The organism is Streptomyces sp. NPDC057694 (genome assembly GCF_042799415.1).
Lineage (GTDB): Bacteria > Actinomycetota > Actinomycetes > Streptomycetales > Streptomycetaceae > Streptomyces.
This window is the reverse complement of record NZ_JBHVIX010000028.1, coordinates 1-12,424: the sequence shown is the minus strand read 5'-3', so window position 1 is coordinate 12,424 and position 12,424 is coordinate 1. Positions and strand designations below refer to the sequence as shown.

General features: G+C 74.3%; 13 protein-coding genes. 5 read left to right on the top strand and 8 right to left on the bottom strand.

The genetic code is table 11. The features are described from left to right. Window positions 1-10 precede the first annotated feature (10 nt). Together ACFVDP_RS37300 and ACFVDP_RS37295 are read right to left on the bottom strand one after the other, a co-directional pair. Window positions 11-1,351, bottom strand: a complete 1,341-nt coding sequence (locus ACFVDP_RS37300; protein WP_383499920.1) for a hydantoinase/oxoprolinase N-terminal domain-containing protein — start codon at window positions 1,349-1,351, stop codon at window positions 11-13. Next, complete coding sequence (locus ACFVDP_RS37295; protein ID WP_383499917.1) at window positions 1,348-2,364, bottom strand: DUF917 domain-containing protein; 1,017 nt, start codon at window positions 2,362-2,364, stop codon at window positions 1,348-1,350. Before ACFVDP_RS37295 ends, ACFVDP_RS37300 begins: the two co-directional genes overlap by 4 nt. 88 nt (window positions 2,365-2,452) lie before the next feature. Between ACFVDP_RS37295 and ACFVDP_RS37290 the strand changes: the two genes are divergently transcribed. Further along, window positions 2,453-3,925: a PucR family transcriptional regulator gene (locus ACFVDP_RS37290; protein WP_383499914.1), complete on the top strand. Its 1,473-nt coding sequence runs from the start codon at window positions 2,453-2,455 to the stop codon at window positions 3,923-3,925. 4 nt (window positions 3,926-3,929) lie between these two features. On the opposite strand, the gene ACFVDP_RS37285 is transcribed toward ACFVDP_RS37290, so the two are convergent. Beyond that, window positions 3,930-5,372, bottom strand: coding sequence for an NAD(P)/FAD-dependent oxidoreductase (locus tag ACFVDP_RS37285; RefSeq protein WP_383499912.1), 1,443 nt, complete (start codon window positions 5,370-5,372; stop codon window positions 3,930-3,932). Window positions 5,373-5,589: 217 nt separating this feature from the next. Beyond that, window positions 5,590-5,982: a VOC family protein gene (locus ACFVDP_RS37280; RefSeq protein WP_383499909.1), complete on the bottom strand. Its 393-nt coding sequence runs from the start codon at window positions 5,980-5,982 to the stop codon at window positions 5,590-5,592. An 80-nt stretch (window positions 5,983-6,062) separates the two neighbouring features. Here ACFVDP_RS37280 and ACFVDP_RS37275 point away from each other — a divergent pair, with 80 nt between their 5' ends. Further along, the gene (locus ACFVDP_RS37275) at window positions 6,063-6,596 is read left to right on the top strand and encodes a GNAT family N-acetyltransferase (RefSeq protein WP_383499906.1); all 534 of its coding nucleotides are present in this window, start codon (window positions 6,063-6,065) and stop codon (window positions 6,594-6,596) included. Between the two features lie 12 nt (window positions 6,597-6,608). Here the strand turns inward: ACFVDP_RS37275 and ACFVDP_RS37270 are convergent, their stop codons facing one another. From ACFVDP_RS37270 to ACFVDP_RS37255, 4 genes are all read right to left on the bottom strand, one after another. Continuing rightward, window positions 6,609-7,292, bottom strand: coding sequence for a glycerophosphodiester phosphodiesterase (locus ACFVDP_RS37270; RefSeq protein WP_383499903.1), 684 nt, complete (start codon window positions 7,290-7,292; stop codon window positions 6,609-6,611). An 83-nt stretch (window positions 7,293-7,375) separates the two neighbouring features. Continuing rightward, window positions 7,376-7,501, bottom strand: coding sequence for a hypothetical protein (locus tag ACFVDP_RS37265; protein WP_383499901.1), 126 nt, complete (start codon window positions 7,499-7,501; stop codon window positions 7,376-7,378). An 86-nt stretch (window positions 7,502-7,587) separates the two neighbouring features. After that, entirely contained in the window at window positions 7,588-8,178 is a 591-nt protein-coding gene (locus ACFVDP_RS37260) for a PadR family transcriptional regulator (RefSeq protein WP_383499898.1), read from the bottom strand. A 48-nt stretch (window positions 8,179-8,226) separates the two neighbouring features. Next, window positions 8,227-8,757 (bottom strand): FABP family protein, encoded by a 531-nt coding sequence (locus ACFVDP_RS37255; protein ID WP_383500182.1) that lies wholly within the window; start codon window positions 8,755-8,757, stop codon window positions 8,227-8,229. Between the two features lie 117 nt (window positions 8,758-8,874). Here ACFVDP_RS37255 and ACFVDP_RS37250 point away from each other — a divergent pair, with 117 nt between their 5' ends. The 3 genes from ACFVDP_RS37250 (at window position 8,875) to ACFVDP_RS37240 (ending at window position 12,308) form a co-directional block, all read left to right on the top strand. Beyond that, on the top strand, window positions 8,875-9,834 hold the full coding sequence (locus ACFVDP_RS37250; protein ID WP_383499895.1) for a GlxA family transcriptional regulator: 960 nt from the start codon (window positions 8,875-8,877) through the stop codon (window positions 9,832-9,834). Window positions 9,835-10,064: 230 nt separating this feature from the next. Beyond that, the gene (gene gap / locus ACFVDP_RS37245; protein WP_383499892.1) at window positions 10,065-11,063 is read left to right on the top strand and encodes a type I glyceraldehyde-3-phosphate dehydrogenase; all 999 of its coding nucleotides are present in this window, start codon (window positions 10,065-10,067) and stop codon (window positions 11,061-11,063) included. Window positions 11,064-11,171: 108 nt separating this feature from the next. After that, window positions 11,172-12,308: an LLM class flavin-dependent oxidoreductase gene (locus tag ACFVDP_RS37240; RefSeq protein WP_383499889.1), complete on the top strand. Its 1,137-nt coding sequence runs from the start codon at window positions 11,172-11,174 to the stop codon at window positions 12,306-12,308. Window positions 12,309-12,424 lie beyond the last annotated feature (116 nt).

Genomic DNA, 12,424 nt, shown 5'->3' with positions numbered 1-12,424 from the left:
CAGGAGCAGGTCAGAGCGGTGAGGGCGGGCCGAACGCGCGGGCCCGCAGCAGCACGGCCCCCGGCAGGTACGGCACGAACTCCTCGGGGTCGAGCACCGTGCGCACCCGCCGCGGATCGGCCCCGGCACGCACCGCGCTGGCCCGCGCCAGTTCCCGCACCTCGTCGCGTACGGCGTCCAGCGCGTCGGAGCGGTGCACGATCCGCTCCGCGCCGCCGCCGACCGGCGAGGCCGCGGCGCCGAACGCGCCCGCCACATCGCCGTGTCCGGGACGTACGACGTCGAAGCCGGCCAGTGCGGCGTCCGGCACCCGGGGCGCTCCGCCGCCGACCAGGACCACCGGGAGCCGGTCCGCGGCGGGCTGCATCCGGTCGGCGGCCTCGGCGATGCCGCGGTGGTCGTCCGCGTCCACCGTGAGCAGGTCGGGGAAGCGCAGGCTCACCGGGACGCCGCCGATGCGCTCACCGGGCGCGGCCTCCCGGGGATAGCCGCCGCTCAACACGCCCACCCGGGCCCGGCGTTCACCCACGTCGACGACGACCGCGGCCCGCAGGCCGGCCAGCAGCCCGGCGCCGCGCAGGGTGCAGGCGGGACCCGAGCCGAGGCTGAGCCCTGGCTGCCGGCGCAGATAGTCGAGGCTCATCAGGGTGCCGTCGTGCCGGGTGACCAGGACGTCGGCGTCCGGCGCGAGACCGAGACCGGGAGTCGCGGCGGTCAGCTCGTCGGCGACCCGCGCCACGAGCACGCTCAGCGCCGCGTCGAGCACCGTGGCGTTCTCCCGCTGGACCAGGCCCAGCGCGCCGACCGCGCCCGACAGCAGTATCGGGACCTCCGGGCCGACGTGCGCCCGCAGGATCCGCGCCGCGTCCCGCTCCTGGGCGCCGTCGACCGGTGCGAACACGGAGCTGACCGCGAACGCCTCGGCGCGGCCCGCCAGTTCGGCCCCGAACGCGGCGATCGCCGCCCGGTCCAGCGGCGCCCCGTCCAGCGGCGCGAGCCCGGTCCCGCCCGCGACGTTCGCCACTCCCGCGCACACGGCGGCCCGCAGTTCCTCGGGCCAGCCGAACAGCGGACGTACGGTGTCGGCGGCCGCGCCCCCGATCCGCAGGACGCCGACCCGCGCGAGCCCCGACCGCCCGGTCACCGCCCGCGCGGCGACCCGCAGCCCGACGGCCAGCGCCCCGGCCCGGGCCCGCTGGTCCGCGGGCAGCCGGGTGACGGCGCCGACCAGCGACCCGACCGCGTCGCCCGGCCGCGAGGGCACCTTCACGGCGAGCACCGGCCGCCCGGCGTCGAGCAGGACGGCGTCGGTGCTGCTGGGGCCGACGTCCACGCCGACGGTGACGGTCACCGCGCCTCCTCCCGGCCGGGGCCGTGCGTCAGCCCGTCCAGGCCGAACGCCGCGGGTCCCGCGAGCCGCAGCCCCGCCTGCGAGTACCAGACCGGGTCCGCCGCGAGCGTCACGAGCCGTACCCGCAGCCCGTACCTGACCTCCTCGACCGGCACCGCCCAGCCGGTGCGCGCGTCGATCAGGGCGATGACGTCCGGCACCAGGGCCAGCGCCCGGCCGTCCTCCGTCGCCGCGACGAACTCGCTCTGCGCCCGCACCTGCACCAGGCGGCCCGCGTCGGCACCGGTGCCCTCCAGGAGCACGCCGGCCGCGCCGTCGCCCGGCCGGCGCACCGCGGCGACCTTGCCGGTGAGCAGCGCGGCGGGCTCCTCGCCGCGGCCGAGCCGCACGGCCCGCGTCACCGAACCCCGCACCGCGTGCCGGGCGGCCTGCCCGGCGGTCAGCGGATAGTCCGCGGAGACGGCGCGCCCGCCGAACACCGCGACGACCTGCCGCGCCAGTTCCTCCAGGTAGGCGCCGTTGATGTGGTCGAGGACGACCGTGCGCCCGTACTCGTCGGCCAGGACGGCGGGCGAGGGCGAGAGCCCGGCCAGTTCGAGGACGTTCTGGTCCAGGCGCGGGAACGCCCGCCCGATGGAGTCCGCGTCGAGCAGCGGCACCCCGAGCCGGGCCGCGCAGGCCACGGTGAACGGGCCGTTCTGCCCGCCGATCTCACCGGACATCACGGCGGCCACCGGGCGACCGTGCAGCCCGGCGACGCGCGCCGCGAGCCGCTCCGCCTCCGCGCGCCCGCCGATCCGCTCCGCGGCGACGGCCGGCGACCCGACGAGACTGACCGGCAGCACCAGCGCGTCGTCGGCCAGCGAATCCGGCGCGACGACCGGCACGGGACCGCACTCCTCGATCGCCTGCGCGGCGACCGGCAGCGTGTCGGCGACGGGGCCGCCGCCCCCGGAGCCGAGGACGGCGCAGCCCCGCGCGAAGTCGATGAGGGCTTCCGCGTCCAGATGCATGCCCTCAGCCTACGGAGCGGCACCGTCCGTCCCATGGGCTGTCGGCCCAGGGTTGCGCCATGTGATGTGCCATGAGCACACTTCCGGCATGCCGTACCTCGCCGAGCTGCTCACCGCCCCGGGCCTGACCGGACTGCACCACCTGGCAGGACCGCTCGACGCGGTCGACGTGACCGGCGTCCGGCTTGAGACCCGCGCCGACCGCTTCCCCGCCGTGCCGCCCGGCACCGTCGCGGTCCTCCTGGCGACGGTCCCCGCCCACCTCCTCGACGTCGCCGTACGGGACGCGGCGGCGGCCGGGGCCGCCGCGCTGGTGCTCGCGGCGCGGGACACCGCCGCGCCCGACGCCCTGGACGACGCGGCCCTGACCACCCTGAGCTCCCTCGCCGACCGCGGCCGCGTCGCCGTGCTGCGCGCCACCGGCGACCTGGCCGCGCTGGCCGTCGCCGTCGACCGCGCCGTGGCCGGGTCGGCCGCCGACGCGCTGGCCCGCGTCGCCGACGCCGCGCAGCGGCTGCCGCGCACCGCGGGCGACCCCGAGCGCGCCGCCACCGTCGCCGCGCAGATCCTCGGCGTCCCGGTCGAGCGTCGCGCGGCGGGCCCCGGCGAGACGGGCGCGAGCGCCCACGGCCCCGACGGCGAGATCACCCTCGCGGCACCGGACCGCCCCGGGCACGCGGGCACCGCGGTACGGAGCGTGCTGGCCCTGGCGGCGCTCGCGGCGGCCGGCGGCGGCCACGGCGACCTTCCCGTGCGCTCCCGCGGCCATCTGCTCGCCGAGCTCCTCGCCGCGCCGCAGGAGCGCACCCCCGGCCTCGCCGCGCGCGGCCGCGCCCTCGGCCTGCCCGTCGACGGCCACCACACGGCGCTCCGCGTCGAGGCGCCGGGCCTCGCGGCCGCCGACCGCTACGGCCTCCTCGACAGCCTCGCCGCCCGCACCCTGACCCGGCTGCGGGCCGCCGACGACACCGCCCAGTGGCACGCGGCCCTCGTCGACGACGCCCTCGTCCTGCTCGCCACCCACCCGGCGCCCCCGAACCCCGAGACCGGCCGCACAGCTCTCGCGCTCGCCCGCCGCACCCTCGACGCGCTGCGCGCGCAGTACCCCGACGCCGGACTGCGCGGCGGGCTCGGCGCGGCGCACCGCGGCCCCCTCGGCGTGCGCACCTCGGCCCGCGAGGCCCGCGCCGCCCTCCAGGCCCCGCCCGACGGCACCTCGGTCACCGCGCACGACGCGGCGGGCCTGGACCGCATGCTGATGGAGTGGTACGCCTCCGACACCGCGCACGCGGCGACCGGCGAACTCCTCGCCCCCGTACTCAGGTTGGGCGAGGACAAGGCGGAGCCGCTGCTGCGCACCCTCCAGGCCTACCTCGACCACAACAACTCGCCGGCCCGCGCCGCCGAACTCCTCCACCTGCACCGCAACGCCGTCGGCGCCCGCATCCGCCGTGTCACCGACCTCACGGGCGCCGACCTCACCGATCCGGAGACCCGCCTGGCCCTCCAACTCGCCTGCCGCGCAAGGCTGTCGGGAATGCGGCCGGACGGATCCGCCTGAAGGGCTACTCCGGGAGCTGCGCGATCGGCAGGTCCGGCCGCTGCGGCGTCATCGCCCGCCCCGCGACCTGCGCGCTGACCGCCGCGTGGATCTCCTCCGGCGACAGATACGCGTCCGTCATCTCGAAGTCCTTGAGCGTGGCGGGCCGGTGCCGCTGGAACCCGGTGCGCACGAAGTCGTCGCCCGCGACCGCGTTCAGCCCCCAGTTCGCCGCCGTGCGGAACCGGGCCGTCAGCGTCCGCAACGCCCCCAAGTGGTAGCCGCGCGCGACCACTTGGGCGGGCAGCCCGGTCAGCTGCACGCCCATCGGCTTCGAGACGGCCTGGATGCCGCCGAGGTCCACCACGAGCCCGAGGTCCTTGTGCCGGTACGCCTCCAGCGGGTTGCCGCGCACGGCGGCGAGCACATTGCGGGCCGCCGCCCAGCCCTGCCGCATCGCGTGCTGCGCGGTGGGCGGGCAGATCGCGTCGCCGCCCTTGGCGAGGTCGGGCACGGCCGCGGCGTCCCCGAGCGCGTAGACCCCGTCGAGGCCCGGCACGGTCAGCTGGGGCGTGACGACGAGCCGGCCCCGGTTCGTCTCCGCGCCCAGGGTGGCGATCAGCGGGCTCGGGGCGACACCGGCCGTCCAGATCAGCGTGTGGCAGGGCAGCTCCCGGCCGTCCGTCAGCGTCACGGTGGACTCGGTGGCCTTGGCGACGGACACCCCGAGGGAGACGTGCAGCCCGCGCCGCTCCAGGATCGCCATGGCCTTGTCACCGAGCCGGTCGCCCAGCTCCGGCATCAGCTTCGGTGCCACGTCCACGAGATGCCACTTGATGTCCTTGGGGTCGAGCCCCGGATACCGCTTCACGGCGGACGTCGTCAGCCGCTGGAGGTAGGCGGCCGTCTCCGTGCCCGCGTAGCCGCCGCCCACGACGACGAACTGCAGCCGCGCCTCGCGCTCGGCCGGGTCCGAGCTGGCCGCGGCGAGGTCCAGCTGCGAGATCACGTGGTCGCGGATCCAGGCCGCCTCGGCGAGGGTCTTCACCCCCACCGCGTGCTCGTCGACGCCGGGGATGTCGAACTGCCGGGTGACGCTGCCCGGGGTCAGCACGAGATGGTCGTAGCGCTCGACGATCTCCTCGCCGTTGATCTTCCGTACGACGACGGCCTTCGCCTGCGGGTCGACGCCGACCGCGCCGCCCGGCAGGATCGCGGTGCGCCGCAGCATCCGGCGCAGCGGGACGGCCACCGACTGCGGGGTCAGCACACCGGACGCGACATGCGGCAGCAGTGGCAGATACAGCTGATGGTCCATCGGACTGATGAGTTTCAGCACGGCCTCGCCGGGCTTCAGCTCCTTCTCCAGCTTGTGCGCGCACTCCATACCGGCGAATCCGCCGCCGACGATCAGGATCCGCGGCACATTCGAGGTACGGGAGGCGTTCGTGTTCCGGGGAGCGGTCATCTCGGATTTCTCCTGGGCTGGACTGCGAGGGCCGTGCCGGTCTTGCGTCTATCCGGATCGGCGCCGCCGAATCCCCGGATCAGCGCCATCCTCCGGTCTGTGACGCGTCGCCGCACGTCAGCGCCCCCGACGGATGTCCACATTCCGGAACGCGACGGGCCGGCGACTACGCCGTTCGGTGGACCGGACAAGATCCGCCGGGCCGCTGTCAGGTTCCTTAGATGCCCGGCCGGTACCTGATCGGATGCTCCTCGGGCACCTCCACGAGCACGATGCGGTGCCCGTCCGGATCCGCGATCCACATCTCGACCAGCCCCCACGGCTCGCGCACCGGCTCCCGCAGCACCTCCACCCCGGCCGCCACCAACTCCTCGTACGCGCCGCGTACGTCCGCCACCTGGAGCCACAGCCGCAGATGCGGCACGGGCGGCTCCTCGGCGCGGCCCGACACCTCCAGGAAGCCGCCGCCGAGGAAGTACACCGTGCCCCGCTCGGGTCCGGTGCCGAACTCGCGGTACACGGCGAGGCCCAGCGCATCGCCGTAGAACCGCCGCGACCGCTCGGGATCCACGGGCTGGACGAGAACCCTGCTGCTCAGTACATGAACCATGCCGACGCACAGTAGTGCGGCCGGGTTAATCTCGACGGCGCCGACAGGCCCGCACCCGTACGAGATCCGGAGAGTCCGCCATGACCGCCGCCGCCCTGACCTACCGTGACGCCGTTCCCGAGGACGCCGACGCGCTCGTGTCGCTCATCGAGTCGGCCTACCGCGGGGACACCAGCCGGGCCGGCTGGACCACCGAGGCGGACATCCTCCTGGGGCAGCGCACCGACCCGGAGGGCGTGCTCGCGGTCGTCAAGGACCCCGACAGCCGGCTGCTCACCGTCGAGCGGGACGGCGCGATCGTCGCCTGCTGCCAGCTGGAGCACCGGGGGAGCGCCGCCTACTTCGGCATGTTCGCCGTCAGCCCGGCCCTCCAGGGCGCGGGCCTCGGCAAGCAGATCATCGCGGAGGCGGAGCGCCGGGCGCGCGAGACCTGGGGCGTGCGCGAGATGCACATGACGGTGATCTCCGTACGCGACGAACTCATCGCCTGGTACGAGCGCCGCGGCTACCGCCGCACGGGAGAGATGACTCCCTTCCCGTACGGCGACGAGCGCTTCGGCGTTCCCCAGCGCCCCGACCTCCAGTTCGAGCTGCTGGTCAAGCCGCTGGCCTGAACCCGGTCCCGGCTACGCGGTGAATCGGCCCGTCCGCTTGATCTCGGGATAGTCGGTGGTCGCCCCGTCCAGGCCGAGCGCGCGCACCAGCCGCAGGTCGTCCTGGGTGTTCACGACCCAGCCGATGATCCTCAGGTCCGCCTTGCGGGCGTGCTCGACGATCTCCTGGGTGAGGCGGCGGATGTTCAGGACGAGGGTCGTGGCGCCGACGGCCACGGCCCGCTCGACGACGTCGGTGCCGTAGCGGCTCGCGACCAGCGCCGTACGCACCCCCGGCACGAGCCGCGCGATCTCCGCGACCGCCTCGTCGTGGAAGGAGATCACCTCGACGCGGTGCACCAGATCGCGGCGCAGCATCACCTCGGCGAGCGCCTGGGCCGCCGCGACCGTCTTGATCTCGGCCTGGAGCGGCGCGCTCACCGCGTCCAGGGCCTCTTCGAAGACCGGGATCCGCTCACCGCGCCCTGCGTCGAGCGTGCGCAGCTCGGCGAGCGTCTTCTCGGCGATGGGGCCGGTGCCGTCCGTCGTGCGGTCCACGTCGGCGTCGTGCATGACGACGAGCGCGCCGTCCTTGCTCAGGTGCAGATCCAGCTCGATGAGGTCGAGTCCCGCCCGTTCGGCGGCGACGAAGGATCGCAGGGTGTTCTCGGGTTCGACACCCATGGCTCCGCGATGCCCGATGGTGAGGAAGTTCAAGGCGGTCTCGCTTCCGTCGACGGCGGCTCTGCTGTCACGCGATTGCGTACCCAGGTGACAGGTCCCGCAGCCGCAATCGCAGCCTAACGGCCGGACTCCGCGACCGAACCGGTGTGCCGCGGGTGACCGGAATCGTGCGGTCGGGTTCCCAGGATCCCCAGGAGCAGTCCGGTGACGAGGGCGGCGACGAGTACGGCTCGGGTGCTCACGACGGGTGCGCTCCTGGTGGTGCCTGACGGTGCGGGACGGGGACGCCGACCGTCCTACCGCCCCACCGCACCGGCACCCGGCCATGTCACCCGTGCGTGGGCGCGTCCGTCACGGGTTGACGCGGCCGGAGCGCCAGCAGATCCGCCAACATGCCCCGCGCCAGCTCCACTTCGGCGACCAGTCGGCGCTCGCTCCAGCGCAGCGCGATCTGCGGATGCGCCCACGCCTCCACCCCGTCCGTCTTCGCGAGCGCCTCCCGTACGTCGCTCAGCTCGCCCTCGGTGTGCTCTATGTGCTCCGCGACGAGCGCGCACAGCCGCTCCGGCTCGGCGAGGTGCCCCAGCCAGACCCGCAGCAGCACCGGGTGCTTGAGCGACACCGCACCGGGGTCGTCGGTGTCCGCGGCCCAGGAGTCGAGCGCGGCCCGGCCCTCTCCGGTGATCGCGTAGGTCCGCTTCGCCCGCGGCTCCTCGGGTCCCGAGCGCCGCGAGGTGACGTAGCCGAGTTCCTCGAGCCGGCGCAGCTCCGCGTAGATCTGGCTGAACGCGGGCGCTCCGTAGAAGAAGCGCAGGGAGGCGTCCGCCCACTTCTTCAGCTCGTACCCGGTCCGCTCGCCCGGGAAGGAGAGCAGGCCGAGCACGGCCCAGGCGGTCTGCGGGAGTCGAGGTGTCGGCATGCGTCCGCATTGAAGTTCGCGGCGGACGCGGGCGCAAGAGGTCGGAGGCTACGCCGTCGTGCGGTGCAGCCGGGCCGTCAGGTGATGCTGCAACGGCTGCCCCACCGCGGCGAGTTCGTGAGTGAAGTCAAGGGTGCCGGGATCGGTGAGCGTGTACCGGCGCGCGGTCGCCTCGACCCGCTTCGCGGTCGGCGTCAGCGCCACGTCCTCGGTGGCGAGCGTGACCGTCGTGCCGTCCACCGCGCCGACCATGATCTCCGCGATCCCGGTCGGCTGCGTGATGAGGACCTCCACCCGGCCGTCGGGCTGCAACCGCCACCAGCCGCTCTCGCGGGCGGCGGGCCGCACCGGCGCGTCATCGGCGTCGATCAGCCAGGCACGGGCCTCGTAGTGCAGGAAGGGCCGCCCGTCATGACGGAACGTGACCTCCTGCGCGTACGTGAAGTCGCTGTCCAGCGTGGGGTATTCACCCCGGCCCCGGCCGCGCCAGGTACCGAGCAGCCCGAGCACGGGCGCGAGCAGCGGATGCGCCTCATGCGGCTGGTCGCTGTACGGGTAGGCGGGCGCGGCGTCGAACACGGTGAACTCCACATCAGGGGCATCGGGATCATCGGGGGTGAAGGGCGGGGCCAGCCTAAGGGGCGGCGCGGCGCGCTCCCGCCCGTCGGGCCGGGTACGCCCCGTAACCTCGGGCGCGTGTCCGCCACCGCCCGCCTGCACCGCGTCGCCGTCCTCGTCCTCGAAGGGGCGAAACCCCTCGACGTAGGAATCCCCGCACAGGTCTTCACGACCCGCGCCAGCATGCCGTACGAGGTCCGGGTGTGCGGTCCCGCGCCCGGCCTCGTCACCGGTGGTGACGGCCTGTCGTACGCCGTCGCCCACGGCCTCGAGACGCTGGAGTGGGCGGACATCGTGTTCGTGCCCGGATACCGGTTCCCGGACCGGGAGGCGCCGCCCGCGGCGGTCGTCGACGCGCTGCTCGCCGCCCACGCGCGGGGCGCCCGGCTCGCCGCGATCTCCACGGGCGCCTTCGCGCTCGCCGCGACGGGCCTGCTCGACGGCCGGCGGGCCACGACCCACTGGCACTACACGCAGGCGCTGGCCGAGCAGTACCCGCACGTCCGGATCGACGAGAACGTCCTCTTCGTCGACGAGGGCGCCGTGCTGACCTCGGCGGGCGCCGCCTCCGGCATCGACCTGTGCCTGCACATCCTGCGCGCCGACCTCGGCGTGGCCGCGGCCAACCACGCGGCCCGGCGCCTGGTCGCCGCCCCCTACCGCAGCGGCGGCCAGGCGCAGTACGTGCCGCGCAGCGTGCCCGAGCCGCTCGGCGAACGGTTCGCCGCCACCCGGGAATGGGCGCTGAGCAGACTCGGCGACCCGCTCACCCTGCAACTCCTCGCACGGCACGCGGCGGTGTCCGAGCGCACGTTCTCCCGGCGCTTCGTCGAGGACACCGGGTACACGCCGATGCAGTGGGTGATGCGGGCCCGCATCGACCTGGCCCGCGAACTCCTCGAACGCTCGCAGCTGGCCGTCGAGCAGATCGCCGCCGACGTCGGCCTCGGTACCGGCGCGAACCTGCGCCTGCACTTCCAGCGGATCCTCGGCACCACGCCGACCGAGTACCGGCGCACCTTCGCCCGCGGCGAATAGCCCCCCATCGGCCCTCGCCACCCGGGCTGGCGGGATCCTTGCGAACCATGGCGTTCCCGCCGCTGTCGGCGGCGCCCGCGGCGAGCGAGTCTGGAGTCGTTCCCGCTGGACGCACGGAACGCCTCCCCGCACCTCGCGTGCGCCGGGCGGTCCCGACCCAGCACCTCCACCCCGGACGGGCCGGTCGTCCCGCACGCACCGGCTCCGTCGGACCGACGGGAGACCCGCACATGACCCGCATCGCCATCAACGGATTCGGCCGCATCGGACGCAACGTCCTGCGCGCGCTCCTGGAGCGCGACTCCGCGCTGGAGGTCGTCGCCGTCAACGACCTCACCGAGCCCACCGCCCTCGCCCGGCTGCTCGCCTACGACTCGACCGCGGGCCGTCTCGGCCGCCCGGTGACCGCCGACGGCGACGCGCTCGTCGTCGACGGCCACCGCATCAAGGTCCTCGCCGAGCGGGAGCCCGCCAACCTGCCCTGGGCCGAGCTGGACATCGACATCGTCCTGGAGTCCACCGGCCGCTTCACCTCCGCCAAGGCCGCCCGCGCCCACCTCGACGCCGGCGCGAAGAAGGTCCTCGTCAGCGCCCCGTCGGACGGCGCCGACATCACCCTGGCCTACGGGGTGAACAGCGACGGGTACGACCCGGCGCTGCACACGATCGTCTCGAACGCCTCCTGCACCACGAACGCGCTGGCGCCGCTCGCCGCCGTCCTCGACGACCTGGCGGGCATCGAGCACGGGTTCATGACGACCGTGCACGCCTACACCCAGGAGCAGAACCTCCAGGACGGCCCGCACCGCGACGCCCGCCGGGCGCGCGCCGCCGCCGTCAACATCGTGCCGACCACGACCGGCGCCGCCAAGGCGATCGGCCTCGTCCTGCCGAACCTCGACGGCAAGCTGTCCGGCGACTCGATCCGCGTCCCCGTCCCGGTCGGCTCCGTCGTCGAGCTCAACACGACGGTCGCCCGCGACGTGACCCGCGACGACGTCCTCGCCGCCTACCGCGCCGCGGCCGACGGCCCCCTCGCCGGTGTCCTGGAGTACTCCGAGGAGGAGCTGGTCTCGTCCGACATCGTGGGCAACCCGGCGTCCTCGATCTTCGACTCCGCCCTGACGCGCGTCGACGGCCGCCACATCAAGGTGGTCGCCTGGTACGACAACGAGTGGGGCTTCTCGAACCGGGTCGTCGACACGCTGGGCCTGCTCGCCGCCGGCTGAGACGACTCCGCCCCTCCCGCCCCTTCCCATCTCTGACGCTCCGTCATATACCTATTAGTCATATGGAGGCGATGCCCCACCCTCAAGCACCAACTCCTTGGAGGAACAGTGAAGTTCTCCGTCATCTTCGAGGCGCAGCTGGCCGACCCCACCGTCGACCGTGAGCATCAGCTCTTCCGCGACTGTGTCGAACAGGCCGTCCTCGCCGAGGAGATGGGCTTCGACCGGATCTGGGCGGTGGAGCACCACTCCCTCAAGTGGTACGCCCACATGTCGGCGCCGGAGATCTTCCTGACCTGGGTCGCGGCCCGCACCTCCCGCATCCGGGTCGGACACGGCGTCGTCTGCATGCCGTTCCACTTCAACCACCCCGCCCGCGTCGCCGAACGCGCCGCCACGCTCGACCTGCTGTCGGGCGGACGGCTCGACCTCGGCGCCGGGCGGGGCGGCACGCTCCAGGAGACCTCGCTGTGCGGCGTCGACAAGGACCGCACGACCCAGGAGGTCGAGGAGGCGCTGCGCATCATCGGCAAGGCGTGGGAGAAGGACGAACTGGAGCACCACGGCCCGCTCCTCGACATCGACCCGCACCCGGTCCTGCCACGCCCCGCCCAGACCCCGCACCCGCCGCTCTTCCTGGCGTGCAGCCGCACGGAGACCCTGCGCCAGGCCGCCGAACTCGGCGTGGGCGCCCTGGTGATGGGCTTCGCCGGACCGGAGTCGATCGCCGAGATGCGCCGGGTCTACGACGAGGCGACGGCGCACCGCACCCCTGAGCGCTTCGTCTCCTCCGTCGTCAACGACCACTTCTCGGTCCTGTGCCCCACGATCGTCCTCGACGACCGGGAGGCGGCCCGCAGCATCGGCATCCGCGGCCAGCGCTTCTTCGCCCAGTCCATCGGGCACTGGTACGGCGGTGCGGGGATCCCCGACGAGGCCGTCGTCGAAGGCACCGACGAGGCCGCCGAGATGCGCAGCGCCGCGGAGCAGGTCGTGGCCCGCCTCCACGAGCAGCACATCCCGGTCCGGCCGAGCGCCACCGCCACCTTCAACGCCGACCACGCCTACGGCACGGCGGCGGACGCCATCGCCTACGTCGAACGCCTCCGTGAGGCCGGCGCCGACGAGATCATGTGCCTGATCCAGATGGGCACGGTGCCGCAGGAGGCTTGTCTGGAGACACTGCGGCAATGGGGCGAGACGGTGATCCCGCATTTCCGGGGGCAGGGGTCGGGTGTCGGCTGACGGCCGGTGGGGGCTGGTCGCGCAGTTCCCCGCGCCCCCGGAGGTGCGCACTTCGTGCGCTACCTCCATCGATGAAGGCGAGCGGCGAAGCCGCTGCCTTCAGGGGCGCGGGGAAC

What these genes read in the sequence shown, in the direction of transcription:
- ACFVDP_RS37295 (WP_383499917.1), bottom strand. Translation starts at nt 2,364, where the DNA reads ATGCATCTGGACGCGGAAGCCCTCATCGACTTCGCGCGGGGCTGCGCC.
- ACFVDP_RS37260 (WP_383499898.1), bottom strand. Translation starts at nt 8,178, where the DNA reads ATGCCGACACCTCGACTCCCGCAGACCGCCTGGGCCGTGCTCGGCCTG.
- ACFVDP_RS37280 (WP_383499909.1), bottom strand. Translation starts at nt 5,982, where the DNA reads ATGGTTCATGTACTGAGCAGCAGGGTTCTCGTCCAGCCCGTGGATCCC.
- ACFVDP_RS37275 (WP_383499906.1), top strand. Translation starts at nt 6,063, where the DNA reads ATGACCGCCGCCGCCCTGACCTACCGTGACGCCGTTCCCGAGGACGCC.
- gap (WP_383499892.1), top strand. Translation starts at nt 10,065, where the DNA reads ATGACCCGCATCGCCATCAACGGATTCGGCCGCATCGGACGCAACGTC.
- ACFVDP_RS37285 (WP_383499912.1), bottom strand. Translation starts at nt 5,372, where the DNA reads ATGACCGCTCCCCGGAACACGAACGCCTCCCGTACCTCGAATGTGCCG.
- ACFVDP_RS37290 (WP_383499914.1), top strand. Translation starts at nt 2,453, where the DNA reads ATGCCGTACCTCGCCGAGCTGCTCACCGCCCCGGGCCTGACCGGACTG.